The sequence below is a fragment of the Streptomyces sp. NPDC007856 genome (assembly GCF_042868225.1).
Lineage (GTDB): Bacteria > Actinomycetota > Actinomycetes > Streptomycetales > Streptomycetaceae > Streptomyces.
Genome location: NZ_JBIAEC010000005.1, coordinates 490,883 through 508,087 on the forward strand (window position 1 = coordinate 490,883; position 17,205 = coordinate 508,087).

18 protein-coding genes are annotated in these 17,205 nt (G+C 67.6%); 3 read left to right on the forward strand and 15 right to left on the reverse strand.

The window, feature by feature from the left end:
• The first annotated feature begins 205 nt into the window (after nucleotides 1-205).
• Nucleotides 206-943 (forward strand): polyprenol monophosphomannose synthase, encoded by a 738-nt coding sequence (locus ACFYOH_RS15640; RefSeq protein WP_388625883.1) that lies wholly within the window; start codon nucleotides 206-208, stop codon nucleotides 941-943.
• 81 nt (nucleotides 944-1,024) lie between these two features.
• Here the strand turns inward: ACFYOH_RS15640 and ACFYOH_RS15645 are convergent, their stop codons facing one another.
• The 15 genes from ACFYOH_RS15645 to idi form a co-directional block, all read right to left on the reverse strand.
• On the reverse strand, nucleotides 1,025-1,807 hold the full coding sequence (locus ACFYOH_RS15645) for an isoprenyl transferase (RefSeq protein WP_388625885.1): 783 nt from the start codon (nucleotides 1,805-1,807) through the stop codon (nucleotides 1,025-1,027).
• A 239-nt stretch (nucleotides 1,808-2,046) separates the two neighbouring features.
• On the reverse strand, nucleotides 2,047-2,901 hold the full coding sequence (locus ACFYOH_RS15650) for an SAM-dependent methyltransferase (protein ID WP_388625886.1): 855 nt from the start codon (nucleotides 2,899-2,901) through the stop codon (nucleotides 2,047-2,049).
• 49 nt (nucleotides 2,902-2,950) lie between these two features.
• Entirely contained in the window at nucleotides 2,951-4,045 is a 1,095-nt protein-coding gene (locus ACFYOH_RS15655) for a terpene synthase family protein (RefSeq protein ID WP_388625888.1), read from the reverse strand.
• A gap of 76 nt (nucleotides 4,046-4,121) precedes the next feature.
• Nucleotides 4,122-5,567: a cytochrome P450 gene (locus ACFYOH_RS15660; protein ID WP_388625896.1), complete on the reverse strand. Its 1,446-nt coding sequence runs from the start codon at nucleotides 5,565-5,567 to the stop codon at nucleotides 4,122-4,124.
• A gap of 58 nt (nucleotides 5,568-5,625) precedes the next feature.
• Nucleotides 5,626-6,696: a polyprenyl synthetase family protein gene (locus tag ACFYOH_RS15665; RefSeq protein WP_388625898.1), complete on the reverse strand. Its 1,071-nt coding sequence runs from the start codon at nucleotides 6,694-6,696 to the stop codon at nucleotides 5,626-5,628.
• 119 nt (nucleotides 6,697-6,815) lie between these two features.
• Nucleotides 6,816-8,060 carry an NAD(P)/FAD-dependent oxidoreductase gene (locus tag ACFYOH_RS15670; protein WP_388625899.1) on the reverse strand — a complete coding sequence of 415 codons (1,245 nt, stop codon included), beginning with the start codon at nucleotides 8,058-8,060 and terminating at the stop codon, nucleotides 6,816-6,818.
• Nucleotides 8,061-8,372: 312 nt separating this feature from the next.
• Nucleotides 8,373-8,978 (reverse strand): hypothetical protein, encoded by a 606-nt coding sequence (locus ACFYOH_RS15675; RefSeq protein ID WP_388625900.1) that lies wholly within the window; start codon nucleotides 8,976-8,978, stop codon nucleotides 8,373-8,375.
• Nucleotides 8,965-9,669 carry a hypothetical protein gene (locus ACFYOH_RS15680; RefSeq protein WP_388625902.1) on the reverse strand — a complete coding sequence of 235 codons (705 nt, stop codon included), beginning with the start codon at nucleotides 9,667-9,669 and terminating at the stop codon, nucleotides 8,965-8,967. The genes ACFYOH_RS15675 and ACFYOH_RS15680 overlap by 14 nt, the downstream gene beginning before the upstream one ends.
• 11 nt (nucleotides 9,670-9,680) lie before the next feature.
• Nucleotides 9,681-10,379, reverse strand: coding sequence for a polyprenyl diphosphate synthase (uppS, locus tag ACFYOH_RS15685; RefSeq protein ID WP_388625904.1), 699 nt, complete (start codon nucleotides 10,377-10,379; stop codon nucleotides 9,681-9,683).
• The gene (locus tag ACFYOH_RS15690; RefSeq protein ID WP_388625906.1) at nucleotides 10,376-11,086 is read right to left on the reverse strand and encodes a hypothetical protein; all 711 of its coding nucleotides are present in this window, start codon (nucleotides 11,084-11,086) and stop codon (nucleotides 10,376-10,378) included. Before ACFYOH_RS15690 ends, uppS (ACFYOH_RS15685) begins: the two co-directional genes overlap by 4 nt.
• Nucleotides 11,083-11,976 carry a hypothetical protein gene (locus ACFYOH_RS15695; protein WP_388625908.1) on the reverse strand — a complete coding sequence of 298 codons (894 nt, stop codon included), beginning with the start codon at nucleotides 11,974-11,976 and terminating at the stop codon, nucleotides 11,083-11,085. Before ACFYOH_RS15695 ends, ACFYOH_RS15690 begins: the two co-directional genes overlap by 4 nt.
• A 6-nt stretch (nucleotides 11,977-11,982) precedes the next feature.
• Nucleotides 11,983-12,795 (reverse strand): polyprenyl diphosphate synthase, encoded by an 813-nt coding sequence (gene uppS, locus ACFYOH_RS15700; protein WP_388625910.1) that lies wholly within the window; start codon nucleotides 12,793-12,795, stop codon nucleotides 11,983-11,985.
• Nucleotides 12,792-13,850, reverse strand: coding sequence for a polyprenyl synthetase family protein (locus ACFYOH_RS15705; RefSeq protein ID WP_388625985.1), 1,059 nt, complete (start codon nucleotides 13,848-13,850; stop codon nucleotides 12,792-12,794). The genes uppS (ACFYOH_RS15700) and ACFYOH_RS15705 overlap by 4 nt, the downstream gene beginning before the upstream one ends.
• A gap of 26 nt (nucleotides 13,851-13,876) precedes the next feature.
• Nucleotides 13,877-14,608, reverse strand: a complete 732-nt coding sequence (locus ACFYOH_RS15710; protein WP_388625911.1) for a hypothetical protein — start codon at nucleotides 14,606-14,608, stop codon at nucleotides 13,877-13,879.
• Nucleotides 14,609-14,656: 48 nt separating this feature from the next.
• The gene (gene idi / locus ACFYOH_RS15715) at nucleotides 14,657-15,187 is read right to left on the reverse strand and encodes an isopentenyl-diphosphate Delta-isomerase (RefSeq protein WP_388625913.1); all 531 of its coding nucleotides are present in this window, start codon (nucleotides 15,185-15,187) and stop codon (nucleotides 14,657-14,659) included.
• A 464-nt stretch (nucleotides 15,188-15,651) separates the two neighbouring features.
• On the opposite strand from idi, the gene ACFYOH_RS15720 reads away from it, so the two are divergent.
• Together ACFYOH_RS15720 and ACFYOH_RS15725 are read left to right on the forward strand one after the other, a co-directional pair.
• Nucleotides 15,652-16,674 (forward strand): hypothetical protein, encoded by a 1,023-nt coding sequence (locus tag ACFYOH_RS15720; RefSeq protein ID WP_388625915.1) that lies wholly within the window; start codon nucleotides 15,652-15,654, stop codon nucleotides 16,672-16,674.
• Nucleotides 16,671-17,201 carry a hypothetical protein gene (locus tag ACFYOH_RS15725; RefSeq protein WP_388625917.1) on the forward strand — a complete coding sequence of 177 codons (531 nt, stop codon included), beginning with the start codon at nucleotides 16,671-16,673 and terminating at the stop codon, nucleotides 17,199-17,201. Before ACFYOH_RS15720 ends, ACFYOH_RS15725 begins: the two co-directional genes overlap by 4 nt.
• Nucleotides 17,202-17,205: the final 4 nt, after the last annotated feature.

Here is a 17,205-nt window from a genome sequence, read left to right on the forward strand (position 1 = left end):
GTAGCGGCGGCGCCGGTGCACGGGCCGACGGCCTGCCGGCCTTCAAGGTCGAGTATCGATCAACTCTTCTTCAAGAGAAGGCCGGTGGCGGCGTCCGTCCACCGGGTCAACTAGAGTTTCCGTATGCCGTAACCAGGCAGCCTGTGCGGTGCCACGTGTGGGTGCCGTCCGTCTGCCGCCTCCCTTTGGACCCGAGGTATTGATCATGGTCGACTTAGTCCCCAAGATTGTTGTCGTCGTGCCCACGTACAACGAACGAGAGAACCTGCCCGTACTGGCCGGCCTGCTGACGGATCTGCAGCTGCCGAATCTCCATCTGCTGGTGGTGGACGACAATTCACCGGACGGCACTGGTGACGTGGCGGACAAACTGGCGGCGGAAGCCCCGGACCGCGTCGGTGTGCTGCACCGCGCCGAGAAGGACGGACTGGGACGTGCCTACGTCGCCGGGATGACCCGGGCGCTGGCAGAGGGCGCGGATGTGGTGATCCAGATGGACGCCGATCTCTCGCACCCCGCTTCGGCCATTCCCGCGATGGTGGACACGCTACGGAACACGGACGCCGCCGTGGTGCTCGGCTCCCGCTATGTCGCGGGCGGTGCGACCGCGGCGGACTGGCCGTGGCACCGCAAAGCGTTGTCCCTGTGGGCGAACTTCTACGTGAACACGCTGCTGCGATTGGGCGTGAAGGACGCCACCGCCGGATTCAAGGCATGGCGGGCGGAAACGCTGCGTGTGATCGACCCGCAATCGGTCTACAGCAACGGATACTCGTTCCAAGTGGAGATGAACTTCCGCACCGTCAAACGCGGGATGAAGATCCTTGAGGTGCCCATCCGATTCGAAGAGCGAGTCAAGGGCACTTCCAAGATGAGCCTGGCTGTGCAGACCGAGTCGGCGCTTGCGCCTTGGAAGCTGCTCCTGGGCCGACGGGCGAAGTGAGCCCACGGCGGACGGGCCCCGGGCGTGGTGCACTCCTGCAGTGGCACACCCTGGGCCGTCCGCGGCCGGCGGTTCGTACGTCTAGCGTCCGAAGCGGCGCTCACGCCCGGCGTAGGAGCGCAGGGCCCGAAGAAAGTCGATCCGCCGGAACGCGGGCCAGTAGCAGTCGACGAAATGTATCTCGGCGTAGGCCGACTGCCAGAGCAGAAACCCGGAGAGGCGCTGCTCGCCGGACGTGCGAATGATGAAGTCCGTGGTGTCGGGCCCGGTTGCCGAGTACAGGTGCTGTGAGATGTGCTGCTCGTCGAAGTCGTCGATCAGGCGAAGGGGATCGCCGCCTTCGGACACGCACGCGGCGAAGGCCGACTTGACCGCGTCGACGATCTCCCGGCGGCCGCCGTATCCGACCGCCACGTCGACGTTCATGCCACCGCGACCGTTGGTCTGCGCGGCGGCCTCCTTGAGGTCGATCGCCACGTCGTTGGGCAGCAGATCGAGGGCGCCGATGATCCCGACCGTCCAGGGGAGACCCGGTCCTGAGATGTTCTGCACGGTCTCCCTGATGATCTCGATCAGCGGACCGACCTGTTCGGCGGGACGGTGCAGATTGTCGTCGCTGAGCATGAAGATCGTGACGTGCTGGATCTGCGCCGCGGTGCACCACTCCAGGAATTCGACGACCCTGGCGCCGCCGACCTTGTACCCCTCGCGCGGGTCGTCGTGCCCGGCACTGCGGGCCCAGCGCCTGTTCCCGTCGATCATGATCCCGACGTGCCGGGGGCGAGGAAGCCCCTCCAGCTTGCCCGCAAGGCGGCGCTCGTAGATCGCCTCCAGTGTCGAGCGGACCGTCGACAGAACCATCATCACTCCAAGCCGGGGAGCAGGGGGAGAACCGACCTTCGGACGATATCAGTACGTCCCTCGGTGATGAGTAACCCTGCTGGTCAGGGGCACGGCTGCGGCGCCTGGGGGAAGGGGAGTCGGCCCGCGCACCGGCGGGGGGAAAGCGCCCGGTCGCCAGTCGTCCCGGGACGCTTTGCGAGGACCGGGCCGGGGGCGCCTGGCTCCCGGCCCGGCACACTCGTCGGCGCGTTCCCCCTCGGTCAGTCGCGCGGCGCCCCAAGCTCCGCCACCAGCAGCATGTTGGTCGGCAGTTTCGCCTCGAACAGGTCGGTGAACACGGCCCTCCCGGCCGAGAGCACCGCCGGGTCCAGAGCCTGGCCCGCCTCGGCGCTCTGCCGCTCGATGGCCTCCAGCATGTGCAGTTGGTGCGCCGCCGTCTCCGGTGTGATGTCCCGGTACTCGATCGGAAGCAACCGGACGTCGATGAGGCAACGGAAGTACTCGTCCAGCTTCAGGAACGGCACGTTCATCGAGAGCCGCCGGTAGGCATCGAGGACCTGACGCTCCCGCTCGTTCGGCGTGGTGATCTCCACCCGGTCGGTCAGCACCAGCCGGCCGCCCGGCCCCAGTACCCGACCGATGTGCTGGAAGGCCCGAGGCCGGTCGTTCATGTGGACCAGGGACTCGATCGCCATCACCGCGTCGAAGGACTCGTCCGGATAGCTCAGTTCCTCGGCGTCGACCACCTCGAAGGTCACCTGCTCCGCAACACCCGCACGCCGCGCGGACTCGGTGGCCGCCTCGATGAGGTTCGGGCTGGTCGCGATGCCCACGACATGGACGTCGGCGGTCTTGGCCAGCCGGATGGCCGGCGCGCCCAGGCCGCAGCCGACGTCCAGCACGCGCGCCCCCGGCTTGACCGCGAGGCGCTCGATCACCATGTCGGTCATGCGGTCGGTGGCGTCCTGGAGCGAGCTCTCGTCTTCCGGGGAGGACCAGTACCCGACATGGACGTTGTCGCCGACCAGCTTGTTGATCAGCGGAATCGACGTGTCGTAGAAGGCCGCGACATCGTCCTTGGTCGGCACGAACGAGGAAGTCGGGCTGTCGGTCATCAGTGCTTGCCTTTCAGAACCGGGGCGGGTGTGGATTCGGGAGCGGGTCCTAGACGGTGATGGGCACGTCGGGGAAGTAGGTGTGATCGGGCGTGAGACGTACCACGCCGCTGAGGACGCCGTTCCACACGAAGCCCTCCCCGTGGTAGCGGGGCGCCATGTAGGACCAGCGCTGGTTCGCCGCGCTGATGTGCTGGAACGTCTCCAGCACCGCCAGCAGGCCGGGGCTCTCGGCCAGCGGGGAGGCACGGATCTCCTCGTACTGCCGGACCGCCCGGTCCTGCCTCTCGTCGATCAGGAAGGCGACCTTGTCGATGGCCTGCTGCAGGGTCAGCCCCTCGACGCGGCGCAGGAGGCAGATCGCGTTGTTGTGGTCGCCCCGGGCGCACTCCGCCCGGAAGGACAGCAGGTCGTTCGGCAGGTACCAGTGGTCCATGATGCTCTGCCAGTACTGCTGCACCAGCGGGTGCTTGAGAACGTCGGTCTCCAGATCGATGCCCATCACGTACTCGGTGACGACGTGGAAGAACAGAGTGGCGGAGCTCCCGCCGCTCGCCCGCATCTCCATGTAGCTGTCGAGGTCGGTGATCTTGTGACTGAGCAGGTTGGATGCCTCGTCGCGGATCGTCTCAAGGCTGTAGTAGTTGAACGCATCAACCAGCTTGGCGAACATCGCGGGGGAAGACTTTGCGCTGAACCGGGCAATCAGGTCGTTGATGCTGTCCATGGCCCACGGCTCGTCCGGCGCCTCCCCGCCCTCCAGCATGTCGCGGAGCTTGCCCAGGTAACCGTCGACCTTGGCCTGGCGCTCCGAGTCCGTGCTGCCCGGAATGGTGCGCAGTTCGGCCACGTCACTGTCGTGGATGAAGAGCCAGTCCGTCAGGTTGCAGATGTCCAGCACCCGCTCGGTGTCGAGCTTGTAGTAGGCCATGCTGACGAATATCGCGCTCAGGTTGTTGCGCAGGATGCGGTCGGCCACGTCCGGATGGCGGGGAAGGAGCTTGGTGCGCACCCAGTCCTCGTGGCGGCGGAGGATGTCGTAGTACTCGGGGTGCAGACCGCAGGTGAAACGCTGGGCCAGAGCCGGAAACCGGACACGCGTGTCCTGGCCGATTCCCGGGCAGGGGGGAATGTCGTCAGTCATGGGTGGTACTCCTACGTGCGGATGCGCAGACAGGGTTCGATGAGCAAGTGACGTCCGGCACTCAGGACGCGTGCGGTCAGGACGCGCCTGTGGTCCGGGCGTCGGCGCCCGCGTGCGGGCAACCGTCCTGACCGGTGGCTGGGGCCTGCGAAGAAGCGTGCCGCTGGACAGGGGCGGGACGGCGCCGGGCGATCAGGGTGAGCCCGACGGGCTCCAGCAGTGCGGCGCTGCGGGTGCCGACCTTGGCGCGCGGCGGCCGGCACAGCCGCCAGCCGGCAGCGATGGTGGCGAGGGCGATGGTGGCCTCGGTGAGTGCGAAGTTGTTGCCGATGCACTGGTGGATTCCGGCCCCGAACGGGAGGTACACCTCACGGGGTCGGCCGGTCGAGGGCTCGGGCAGCCAGCGGTCCGGGTCGAACCGCTCGGGGTCCGGATAGAACCGGGGGTCGTGGTGGATGGAGTAGGGGCTGAAGAACACGTGGGTGCCACGGGGGATGCGGTGACCGCCCAGTTCGGTGTCCTCAGGGGTGATACGCGGCAGCAGCCAGGCCGGCGGGTAGAGGCGCAGTACTTCGGTGATGACTCGGCCCAGGTACTCCAGCCGCGGCAGGTCGGCAGCGGTCACCGGCCGGCCGTCGAGGATCTCGACGACTTCGCCGTGCAGGCGTTCCTCGACGTCCGGGTGGGTGCTCAGCAGATGGAGCGCCCAGGCCAGCGTGGTGGCCACCGTCGCGCTGCCGGCCGAGAACAGAGTGACGACCTCGTCCCGCAGCTCTATGTCGCTCAGCGGTTCCCCCTGTTCGCCGCGCGCCGCAAGCAGCATGGACAGGAAGTGATCGGGGTCCGCGTCCTGCAGCTTGCGGTGCTCGGCGACAACCAGGTCACCCAGCCGGTGCAGAGCCTGCTGGGCGTCGCTGAATCGCCGGTACTCCGGGGTGGGCAGGGTGTGGGTCCAGGACAGCGGGATGACGCTGCGCCAGCCGATGCCCTTCGAGGCAGTGGAGACCGCCCAGACGATCCGGTCGGTCATCTCGTCGGTGAACCGGTCCCCGTAGAGCATGGTGCCGATGACCTGGACGGCGAGCTGGAAGAGGTGCTTGTGGATGTCCACCGGCTGCCCGCTGCGCCAGCGTCCGGTCATCGCCTCCGCGGCCTGCTGCATGCCCGAGTGGTAGGCCGGCATCCGTGAGCGCTGGAAGGCGGGCTGCATCAGGCGACGCTGCCGGCGATGGAACGTCCCTTCGCTGATGGCAAGTCCGTTGCCCACGAAGGCGCTGCTGATGTCGTACAGCGGGCCCGCCTTGATGAAGTCCTTGGTGCGGGAGACGAGCAGTTCACGGACCAGGGCCGGATCATTGACGATACGAGCCTGGTTGGGGCCCAGACTGATGGCGGTGATGTCGCCGAGGGCACGCTGTTCCGACAGGAATTTCAGCGGCCAGGCGGCAAAGCCGACCGCGTGCCCGAGGTAGGGGATGCTCCCGGGGACGGTGCGGGTCTTGGTCTGCTGTGCTTGCGGCATATCAGAAATCCTCGGACTCAGCTGCTGTCTTTCGGACGACTCGGACGACTTGGCCGGCTCAGGCGACTCGGGCGACGCTGGTGATGGCGAGCTCACGCAGGACATCCGTCGCGACCGGCTGCAGGGGGGCGGCATCCAGGCTCTCCAGCGCACGTTTGTGCCGGACCGTGATCATTTCCTCGACGGCCTCCACCGCACCGGTCTCGACGAGAATGGCGCGGATTTCTTCCGCCTCGTCGGGGCCGAGTTGCGGACTGCCCAGATGTGCGCGCAGATAGGCCGCCTGGGCGGGGGTGGCTCGCTCGTAGGCCGTCGTGATCAGAACGGTCTGCTTGCCCTCGCGCAGGTCGTCGAGGGCCGACTTGCCGGTCTCCCCGGGGTTGCCGAAGACACCGAGCAGGTCGTCCCGCAACTGGAAGGCCTCACCGAGCGGGAGCGCGTAAGCGGACAGGGCCTGCAGTTGGTGCTCGTCGGCGTTGGCGAGCGACGCACCCAGGTGGAGCGGACGCTCGAAGGTGTACTTGGCCGTCTTGTAACATATGACCTTCCAGGCGAGCTCGGCCTCCGGGGACCGGGAACCGGTCGACGCCAGGTCGAGGTACTGGCCGACCAGGGTCTCGGTGCGCATCGCGTTGAGCGTCGTCCACGGTGTGGCCGCTTGTTCCTCGGCCGGACTGCCGAGGTAGAGCAGGTCGTAGGACCACCCGAGGGTCAGGTCCCCGAGCAGTATCGCGGCGTTGGTGCCGAGGGCCTCGGCCTGCGGATGGTGGCCGTTCCGGGCGGCGAGCATCCGGTGGGCGGTGGGCAGGCCGCGGCGAAGGGCGGAGTTGTCCATGATGTCGTCATGGATGAGGGCGAAGACGTGGAACAGCTCCAGAGAAGCCGCCATCCGGAACACCATCCGCGGCGGCAGCTCCCGGCTGATGGCCTGCCAACCGGTGACGCACAGTACGGGCCGGACCCGCTTGCCCCCGGCAGTCAGCAGATCACGTAACAGGCCGGTGAAGAGGGTGAGTTCAGGTACAGAGGAGATTCGTTCTTGCTCGTCGAGGAATTCGTGGAGCAGGTTGTCGACCGCTGCGCGGATTCCGGACGGATCGAGAGGTATGGGGACATCCAGAGTGGTCACGTCGTGCACGGTCCGTTTCACGATGGTCTGGAACTACTCGATGGAATCACTGGTCCGGGAGGGATCGCCGGCCGGCGAACGGAGGCTCGGCGGGCCACCGTCGTCCAGGGGGGCGACCGCTAGCTCCAGGACGCTCCGAGAGCTTCTGCCGCCGCGACGCCTGACGCGCAGCCGGCCTCATGGAAGCCATTGCCGTGGTAGGCGCCGGCCCAGGCGATCACCTGGTCGGACAGCCCCGGAAGCCTGCGCTGAGCAGCCACGCTCTCCAGCGTGAAGACCGGGACCTCGTAGGCTTCGCGTACCACCAGCTTGTCCGGATCGATCGTGTCCGTGGGGTTGAAGCTCTTCAGGTACCGGACGTCGGTGTCCAGGTGCTGTGACATCGTCACATCCACATGGCAGTCGGTGAACAGCGGCCTCGGAGTGGCGCAGGAGACTTCCATCAGCAGGGCGCTGGACAGTTTGTCCGAGGACAGGATGCTGCTGTCGGTGTGCAGCGCCATCTCCACCTTGGCGTACTCGAACGCCCCGATCACGGCACGCTCGGCGGCGGTCTGATTGGTGAGCATGCGCAGCGCCTGGGGCGGGTGCACCGCGATGACGGCCTTGTCGAAGTGGTGCACCTCGGCAGATCCGTCCCGGACTTCGACACCGTCCGCGCTCCGGGTGACCGACCGTACCGGCGTCGAGGTCCGGACCGCCGAAAGGCCGGCGGCGACTCGTTCGACGTAGGTACGGCTGCCGCCATCGACCACACGCCAGGCCGCGCGGGCCTCCGGCCGGCCGAGCGGGCTCATCGTGGCGGCGAGAAAGCCGGCCGGAACACGGTTGAGGTCCGCTGCGTGGAGCAGGAACCACGGCCCGATCCTCGGGTAGAGGTAGTGCCGCATGAAGTACTCCGAATAGCCCTGCTCGCTGAGCAGTTGACCGAGGGTCAGCCGATCGGAGCTCGCATCGGCCAGTTCGGCCATCTGGGTGCCGAAGCGCACGACATCGGCGACGAATGTGTTCCAGGTGGCCTCGTCGGTGTTCTTCGGGCGGGCAGGCAGGCCCTCGGCGCCCAGCGTGTCACCGTTCAGGTGCGCGAAGTCGCAGTCGCGGCAGACGAGGTCCGCGCTCTGTACCGCCGGCTTGCTTGTGACGCCGAGTTCCGCGAAGAGGCGCATGAGGCTCGGATAGGCAACCTCGTTGAAGCCGACGAAACCCAGATCGGCCGGAAAGGACCCGGCCATTCGGGTATCCGCGTTACCGCCCAGGCGTTCTTTGGCCTCGAATAAAGTTACGTCGAACTGCTTCTGCAGAATATGGGCCGCGGTCAGTCCGGACACTCCCGCACCGATGATGGCCACAGTCCGTCTGGTCACAAGCGTTCCCCCGTTGCATTTCGTACGGTCGGACGAGCCGACACTGCGTTCATGCCCCGCACATCAGTCTGACCCCTAAGAGCCCCAGAGTAAACACGCCATGTAGTTTGGCCGAAAGCCGACAGTGCGCGCTCGTTCGTGATGCGGGCCCGGTCGACTTTCCATTCTCGGGAAATTCTTACTGAGGTCCGGAATATGGGCCCGTCCTTGGACATCGGGCGCCAGGACCGCATACCGGTTGCTGAACACAAACGTGGCGGCCCACCAGGGGTGGGCCGCCACGGCGACGTACTCGTACGGGCCAAGAACTGCTCAGGAGGAAATCTGCGCGACAGCGCCGCCCCGGCTCTCCAGGACGTGACCGAGGAGATGCTGCGCACGGTCGGCGGCGAGGCGGTACTCCTCGACGCTGAGCGAACGGCCGACCGCTGGCGTCGCGCCCCTGGAGATGACCAGTTGGACCGCGTCCTCGGACTGCTCCACGGAATGGAGCGTGCCGGGGTGGCAGGCGTAGATGTTCTCGGGAGCGAACTGCCTCACGTACCAGGGGGTGTCGGCGTCCACGTCCCCGCCGTGCCGGAACGCCTCCAGTTCCATCGTGCCGCCAAGGGTCAGCACAACGGACTTCTCCGCCGGATCGCGCGGTACCGCCTCGCCCTCGCCCGCGATGCGGAGGTGGACCGCATAGTCCTTCTCCACGTCGGAGGTGAGGGCGAGGTAGGTGAGTCCGCTGCCGGTGGCCGACGCCGGCGCATGCTCCTGCGGGTTCGCCTCGCGCAGCAGCGCCAGAGAACGGGTGAGGACGGGTTCCAGCCAGTTCTCGCTGAAGATCTCGGGATCCGCCGGCACGTCGTAGGGCGACGAGGTCTGAGCGAGCAACTGCACGACGGGGTTGATGAAAAAGTCAGGCAGCGACACCTGAGGGCCTCCTGTCGGTAATGACCCCGCGCCGTACCAGGTCGTCCCGGATGGCGAGGAACTCGTCGAGGGTGATCGGCTCTGCGCCCAGGTGGGGCTTCTTGTCCGCGGTGGGCGCCTCATAGCCGTTGAGAAGGTGGAGCATGTCGCCGGCCGCATGCCAGCGGTCCTGACGCTTGGGACCGCGGAGGAAGAGGGAGACCGTGCCCGGCAGCACGATGGTCTGGTGCACCAGTGAGTGCTGGAAGGTGTAGCCCGTTCCCGCCCGCTCCAGAGTGACGATGCCCGGAGTGACGTCCTCGGAGGTGAAGTCACCGGCCTGTGCCTCGTCGGTCCGCCGGTTCCAGACGTGCAGGTAGCCGCCGGACAGCACGTGCACGCTGAACGGGTACTTGTGGTCGTGCGGCACCAGGTCCCGGTCTCGGCCGGTGAAGAAGTGCAGGCGCAGCTGGCAGCGGCGCTCCGGGTCCTCGTACAGGGAAAGCCGGTGCATCAGCGGGTGGCGTTCCGAACGGCCGAGCCGCAGCGGATCGGACTCGATGCCCAGCACGATCTGCGACAGCAGGTCGCGATCGGATCCCAGCCGGCCCAGCAGCTTCCGGGCCTGCCTGCCCGATCGCCGCGGATCGTCCCAGTCGATCTCCGAGCACGCCGCAGCCAGGTCGAATTCCTCCGAGCCGTGCGTCTCCATGGTCACTCCCATCACTTGCCGAACCTGCGATTCCTGCGTGAGTAGTCGGCCAGCGCCGCCGTCAGATCACCCCATGTGAACTCCGGCGCGCAGGCCGCGGTGAAGTGGTACTCCGCATAGGCGGCGTGCCACGGGAGGAACCCGGAGAGGTGCCGATGCCCGGCGGTCCGGATCACCAGGTCGAGCGGCGGCAACGCGCCGGTGCTCAGGTTCGCGCCGAGCTGCTCGGTGTCCAGCCGTGAGATGGTCTCGGCCAGGCTCCTGCCCTCGTCGCGAGCCGCCAGCAGGATCGAGCGCAGCGCACCGAGGATCTCGCCGCGGCCCTCGTATCCGAGCACCAGATTGACGGTGAACCCGCTGCCGTCCGTGGTTGCCCGCTCGGCGCAGGACCGCAGCTTCGCCGCCAGGCCCGCGGGCAGCTGGGCCGGATCGCCAATGTGCTTCAGCGTCGCGGCCGGAGCGCCGGAACGGCTCTGCCGGAGTCCGTCGAGCACCTGGCTCCAAACCGCGTCCATCTGCTCGTCGGACAGCGAGGCCGATGGCGGCGGAACGAAGAGCGTGACCTCTGCCACTCCCTCCGTGCGGCACCACCCGACGACCTCCAGCTGCTTCACACAGCTGCGCCGGTACGCCTCGGCCGCGGATGTCCCGTTGGCGTCGGCCCAGCGAGTGCCGCCGTCCAGGATCACCCCCAGATGATGCGGCGTCACCTCGCCCCCACCGGCCCGGGTATGGCGTCGATCAGCCCGCTCCCGATGAGCTGGGCGCGCATGGCCCGGTACTCCTCGATGGTGACAGGCCGCTGGCCGTTGGCGTGCTTGGGCTTGCCGAGCTCGGACGGCGGCGGCCAGTTGTCGGCCTGGGGCAGCATGTCCAGGGCCGCGTGCGACCGTTGTTTGACCCGCGGTCCACGCATGAACAGCGTGACGGTGCCCGGCACCATGATCGTCTGATGGATCAGCGGGTGACCGAAGGTGTAGCAGGTACCGGGACGTTCGATGGAGACGATTCCGGGACGGATGTCGTTCCCGGTGAACTCGCCTTCCTCACGGTCCGCGCGGCGCCGCCACACGTGGACATAGGCGCCCTGCAGTACATACGCGGTGAACGTGTACTTGTGGTCGTGCGGCACGAGCTCGCGCGAGCCGGGGGACATGTGCAGACGGATCTGGAAGCCGCGCGAGTCGTCCTGGTAGAGGATCAGCCGGTTGATCAGCGGATGGATCTCGCTGGCCGACAGTCGCTGGTCGTCGTGTTCGATCTCGTGGACCAGCCGGGTGAGCAGTTCCCGGTCCCCGGCCAGCCGGGTCAGCACGGAGCGGGCTTGGCGATGCCCGGTGCGCAGGTCCGTCCAGTCCAGGGCCGGCAGGTGGTCGATCCAATGCGGTCCGGGGTGGATGGCGAGCTGGTCTGTCACTGGTACTGCCCTTCCCCAAGTTCGTCCATGGCGGCGAGAATCCGGTCCACGGCCGTCCGCAGGCCGCCCTCGCGGTCGTGCGGCGGCAGGTCCACCCGCAGACAGCCCCATTGCGTGGCGATCTCGTCGAAGATCTTCTGGCTGCGGCTCTGCAGTTCCACGTACGAGTCGCGCCCGTTGGCCCGGCCGACCGGGCCGTAGTGCTCCATCCCGCCGACCCTGCCGTGCTGGGCGACCCGGCGCTGGTAGGCGATCTCGGGATCCACCTGCACCAGCACCGGCACGGCGGTCGCGGGATCGGGCCGCAACGCGGTGATCCCCGCCTTCAGCACCGCCTCCAGGCTGTCGTTCAGCTGCTCCCGCGAGCCCGCCAGGGAGGCGGCGAGCAAGTAGAGCTTCACCACCATCTTGATGCCGTGCGTGTCCTCGATGACGACGTTCCCCGCTCGCACGGCGGGGGCCACCACCGCCTCGCGGAACGCCAGGTGACCGGCGATCTCGCAGAGTATGGAGGCGATGAGCGCGTGCGGGTCGTTGCCGGTGATCGCGGCTGCGTCGAGGATCCGCTCGAACCCGGCGGACATCACCGGACCCGCCGGTGGCGGGAAGTGGTCACCGAGCGTGCCGCCCTCGGCGAGGTCTGCGAAGCCGTACAGGGTGCGCAGGGATCCCTCGTAGAGGGCGGCCATGGTGTCGCCCACGAAGTCCCGCGGACGTGTCTTGAGGTACTGGCGCCGCGACAGCAGCAGGGCCTGCGTCCCGCGCTCGGTCAGTCGCCGCTCCAGTTCGCCGGCGAGCGTGGTCTTGCCGACGCCGTCGATGCCGATGAGCCCGATGGCACAGCCGGGGGAGAGGGAGGTCGAGGCCACCGTGGAACCGTTCCTGTCCATGCTTGTTCACCCCACCGACGCGGGCAGCCGTGGGGAGCGCGACCTCCGGAAGTGCGCGAGCGCCTCGCCGAGTGCCGACTGGTCGAAATCCGGCCAGAAGACCGGGGTGAACCAGTAGTCGGTGTGCATTCCGGACCACAGCATGAAGCCGGAGCTCCGCTGTTCACCGGAGGTGCGGATGATCAGCTCCGGCTTTGGTGCGCCGGTGCCGATGGCGTCCGAGATCGCCTCGACGCTGAGCCGCTCGGCCGCTTCCGAGGCCGAGAGGCCCTGAGCCTCGTACTGCGCCAGCACGCTCCGGCAGGCGTCGACGACCTCCTCACGACCGCCGTAGCAGACGGCCAGGTTGACCTCGAGACCGGTGGCCGCCGCGGTGTCGGCCACCGCGCGGTCGAGGATGCCGAGGAGCGGTTGCCGGACGGCGTCGCGGACCCCGAGGTGCCGGATGCGCCAACTGCCGTGTGCGGTGAGTTCGGCCACCGTGTCGGCGATGATGCTGATCAGTGCGTCGACCTCGGCCGGATCCCGTTTCAGGTTGTCCGTGGAGAGCATCCAGAGCGTCACGACCTCGATGCCGAGACTCTCGCACCACCGCAGCACCTCAGGGATCCGGGAGAACCCGGCCCGGTGGCCGTCGGAGGCCGACAGGCCACAGGCCCTCGCCCAGCGCCGGTTCCCGTCGAGGATCAGGCCCAGATGTCTGGGGACCGAGCCACCGTCGGCGGGGTGAGACACGGCAACGGCCCTGGAGCCGCCGATCAGCGATTCGGCGGCCGCGGAACGAGCGTCGGCGGAGTCGGTGTCGGTGTTGGTGTTCAAAGCGTCCGCTCCACACCCCAGACGGGTACGCGCTCGAAGAAGGCCACCGCGTCCTCGCGCCAACGAGGGCGCCAGCCGGCCGCCTCCTTGCAGGCCAGTTCCGCGTACCGGTGCATCTCCGAGCGGAGCCGGCGGTCCACACCGTGGCGTGCGGCGATCTCCCGGAGCCGGTCGATGTCCTGGTTCGTGCAGTCGGGGCTGCCGAGAACGGACTCGACCTCGGCCCGCTCCGGCTCGGAGGCCGCGGCCAGCAGGGCCCGGATGGCATAGGTGCGCCGGCCGTCACGGACGTCCGCCGTGTTGGGCTTGCCGGTGACGGCCTCGTCGCCGAAGAGACTGAGGTAGTCGTCGCACATCTGGCCGGAGATGCCGAACATGAGTGCGTACCGGCTCAGGGTCTCCGCGTAGCGGGCCGGGTCCTCACCGGCAACCAGGAGGCCGAGCTGGACCGGAGCCAGCGCGGACGACCGCGAGGCCTTGTAGTCGGAGACGGAGTGGAGCAGCTCCTCGCTGGGAATCCCGGGGAAGTCCCGTTCGAGGTCGAAGATCTGGCCCACGAAGGTTGCGGCGGCGGCGCGCGTCTGGACGTCGACCAGGGCGTGCCGCAGTTGCACAGGCAGCTCCGCGTCGAGCAGGACCTGCAGTGAGAGGAAGGCCGCCAGGTCGCCGGCCAGCAGTGCCAGACCCAGCGCGGTCTGCGGCTGCTCGGGGAACTCCGTCCGGTAGGCGTAGTACGTGGAGGGACCACCACGACGGGTGGGGGCGTCGTCGATGATGTCGTCGTGCACCAGCAGATGGGTCTGCAGCAGCTCGATGCTCAGCGCCGCTTCGTCGAGACCGGGCACGCGCTCGTCGGTCACCAGGCGGGCAGCCTCGTACATGAACGCCACGCGCTGGCGCTTGCCGCCGCGCAACGAGAGGTCCTGCAGCAGGTCGAGGCAGCGGGGGGTGAACCGGCTGAGTTCAGGACCGTCGAAGTCACTGCGGAGCGTCTCGAAGTACCGTGTGAACAGCCCGGTGAAGTGCCGCTGGTAGTCCGCGATCCGATCCTGCATCTCGCGGGTCACTGTGTCGATGTCGGTCAAGACGGGCGCCTCTCGTGAGGGATCGTGCTGGTGTCGAAGGGGTCGGACGGATCCAGGACGCCGAGAGCCGACAGGCGGTCCCGCAGCCGGACGTACTCGTCGAACCCCAGGCCCCGCTCGCCGTCGGTGTGCCGCCGCTCCACCGGCGCCGCTGGATCGGCCGCCGCGTCGACGACGAGCCGATCGAGCATGTCGAGGGCGGCGTAGGAGCGTGTCTGTTGCTTCGGGCCGCGCATGAAGAGCGTCACCGTGTCGGCTTCCATCACCGTCTGGTGGATGAGCGAGTATCCGAGGGTGTAGCAGGATCCGACGCGCTCGTTGGTCACCAGCCCGAGCGGCGCCTCGTCGGAGGTGAAGTCACCCTGGTAGGTGCCCTCGCGTCGGCGCCAGACATGCGTGTAGGAGCCGCGCAGGATATAGGTGGTGAACGAGTACTTGTGATCGTGGGGGATCAGCTCGTTGGTGCCGGGCGACACATGGAGCCGCAGGTAGATGCCGCGCTCCGGATCGCGCCAGAGCGTCAGGCGGTCCATCACCGGATGGTGGTCCGCGTCCGCCAGCAGTTCGTTGTCCTCGGCGAGTCGATCGACCAGTGAGGTCAGCAGTGAGCGGTCGGCGGCCAGCCGGCGCAGTACCGACCGGCACTGCGAGTGGGCCGCCCGCAGATCGGTCCAGTCGATGGTCACCTCGGTGCTGAGCCAGTGCTGATCGGCCGCGTTTGTCGGCATTCCGGTTCCTCTCGGACGACAGCCGGTACGGTGGGATCTGATGGCCCGTCACCAGTCGGCGTCGGTGACGAGCTGCCGCACGGCCGGCAGGGCGCCGCTGAGGACGTCCTGGAACCAGCCGGAGAAGCTGTCGACCTCCCGACGTTTGCGCAGTTCGTCGGGGGCCACCAGGGCGAACTCGGCGACCTCCGACGGATCGGGGTGCGGCTGGGCCCTGACCAGGCCGACGAAGAGGTGGTTGTACTCGTGCTCGACCAGCCCTGACTGAGGATCGAGATGCCGGTACGTCACCGTGCCGGCCTCCATCAGGAGCGCCGGGGCCACTCCCAGCTCCTCCCCGACGCGCCGGGTGGCCGCCTGGAACGGTGCCTCCCCTGGAAAGGGGTGCCCGCAGCAGGCGTTCGACCAGACACCGGGGAAGTGGTATTTCGACAGTGCTCGGCGCTGCAGCAACATGCGCCCTCTGTCGTCGAACAGGAAAACCGAGAACGCTCGGTGGAGCCGGCCCGGGGATTGATGTGCGGCCAGCTTCTCGGCGACCCCGGTGGTCACTCCCCGGGAATTCACCAACTCCAGCATGATCTGCTTCGGGGAAGCAGACTCTGTCGCTTCCGGGGTGTCTTCGGGCAGGTGTGACTGGCACTCCACGTGATTCCCCCATGAATAAAGACTCGTTCACGCAGCGAGTCAAGATGCCTTCAAGGCAGTCGCCGAGGCAGAAGTTGTGGTCCGGCTGATGAGCGCCTCACGGCGCTGCCGTTCGATCATTGCCCCGTACGCGCTTCACCGAATGTTTCACAGCAGGGTGCGCGTCTGTCAACCCAAAAGCAATCTCGCATTTGCCGAAAGCGTCCTTAAAGATCCGACTTGCGACAGATGGACACACTTGTCCGCTTCATGGCATCTTGAAGAAGTGTGGACCTCCGGCGCGCCTCAACGTCAACTCCTTTGTGCGGGGCGTACTCTGATTGACGGTCATGGGTTCGATGTGGAGACTGGGCGGCCACAGAACTCAGGTTGAGTAGTGGTACGGGGGAGCAAGAGTGCAGGCCTCGACGGCTGGGCAGCCGCCGGCGACCGTCACGACGGTCGAGCGGTTCGACGCCTTTCTTTCGACTAACGAACTGACGAAAAGTCAGGTTCTCGAACAAGTGGATGACTCGTTCGGTGATCCACTGCTGATTATCGCGGCCGGCTCGGTGATTGCCGGATTCGGTAACGCGAACAGTGATTTGGATCTCTACGTAATCGTCCCCGATGAGGTGGCGAGCACGCTGCCCCTCATGGCATATCCAAAGGGTTCCCGGGTCGATGTGGTGCTGCACGGAGTCGATCAGGTTGCCCGTCGCCATGAGGAGTTGACCACCACTCATTGGCCGCCCCCCGAGGTCGGTCCTGGTGACCTCGGGACCAGGCGCCAAGTGCTGGACAGTATGAGTCGGTTCGGGCTCGGGCTGCCGTTGACCGGCACGCACGAGTGGTCCGCCTGGCAGCAGCGGCTCGCAGGCGAGCTGGCCGGATGGATCAGATCCTGGTACGCGGCCGAGGCGGTCCGCAAACGAATCGCCGCCCGCGAGTTCGCCGGACGCAAGCCACTCGTGGCGGCACTGCGGATCGGGGAGGCGCTGGCCGCTGCCCTGGAGCGGCGGGCCGTCGAGCGCGGTGAGGCGTACTTCAAGCCCAAGTGGCTCGGGGAGAAACTGAGCAGGCTCGGCGACCGCGAGGGCCTCGCGGCGTTCGAGCTCGCGATGTGCCCACCTTGCTCCCCGGACGAGGTGCCCGCCTATCTGGCGCGCGTCGGCGAACTGCTCGACCACTACCTGCTGGATGTGGACAGCTCTGCCTGGCGGGTAAAGCTCAGCTGTGCGCGGGGCACCGACCGGTACGCCTTCGGCGGGGACCAGTTGGTGTCGCGCTGGGGACTGCGCACGGTGTCGGTGCCCGCTGGCGGGCCGGTCGACACCGGCACCGCCTGGACCTACGCGGTGGACGAGGACTGGCATCCGGACGTGGCGGCGCTCTTCGCCGAGGACTTGCTGTGGCTGGGAGTGGAGTGCCCCTCATGACGGTACGAACCAGCCCCAGCCTGCACCAGCATGTGACCCACGTCAGTCACGGCGCGCTGCTGATGATGGTGGGTGCCCAGTCGGCACTGGAGGACATCGAGGGCGGAGTGCAGGCCGGTCAGTGGCACCTGGTGCTCGCCCAGACCCGCTATCTGGTGCTGATCTGCTGTCAGGTCCGCGGGCTCCCCTTCGGGGCCGAACCGTACGTCGCCGAGGACGGTGGGGCGATCGACCCGTGCACGCACGTGCCGAGAGCGGACTGGGAGTGCGCCCACCAACTCATCGCCGACGCAGGCGAATTCGCCGGCCGCGCACCTGCCGGTGACCGTGCCCGCAACTGGCTGGAGCGGGTGCGCGCCTGGGTCGACGCCACTGAGGCCACCCTCGGTCTGACCGAGCCACTTCCCCAACTCCGCTCGCCTGACGGCATGTTCGGTGCGCTGCGGCTCGTCCGCGGCTGGCATGGACTCGCCGACGAGCTCGGCCTTCCGCCGCTGCTCCCTACCGAATGGACCAAGCCACTGTGAACAG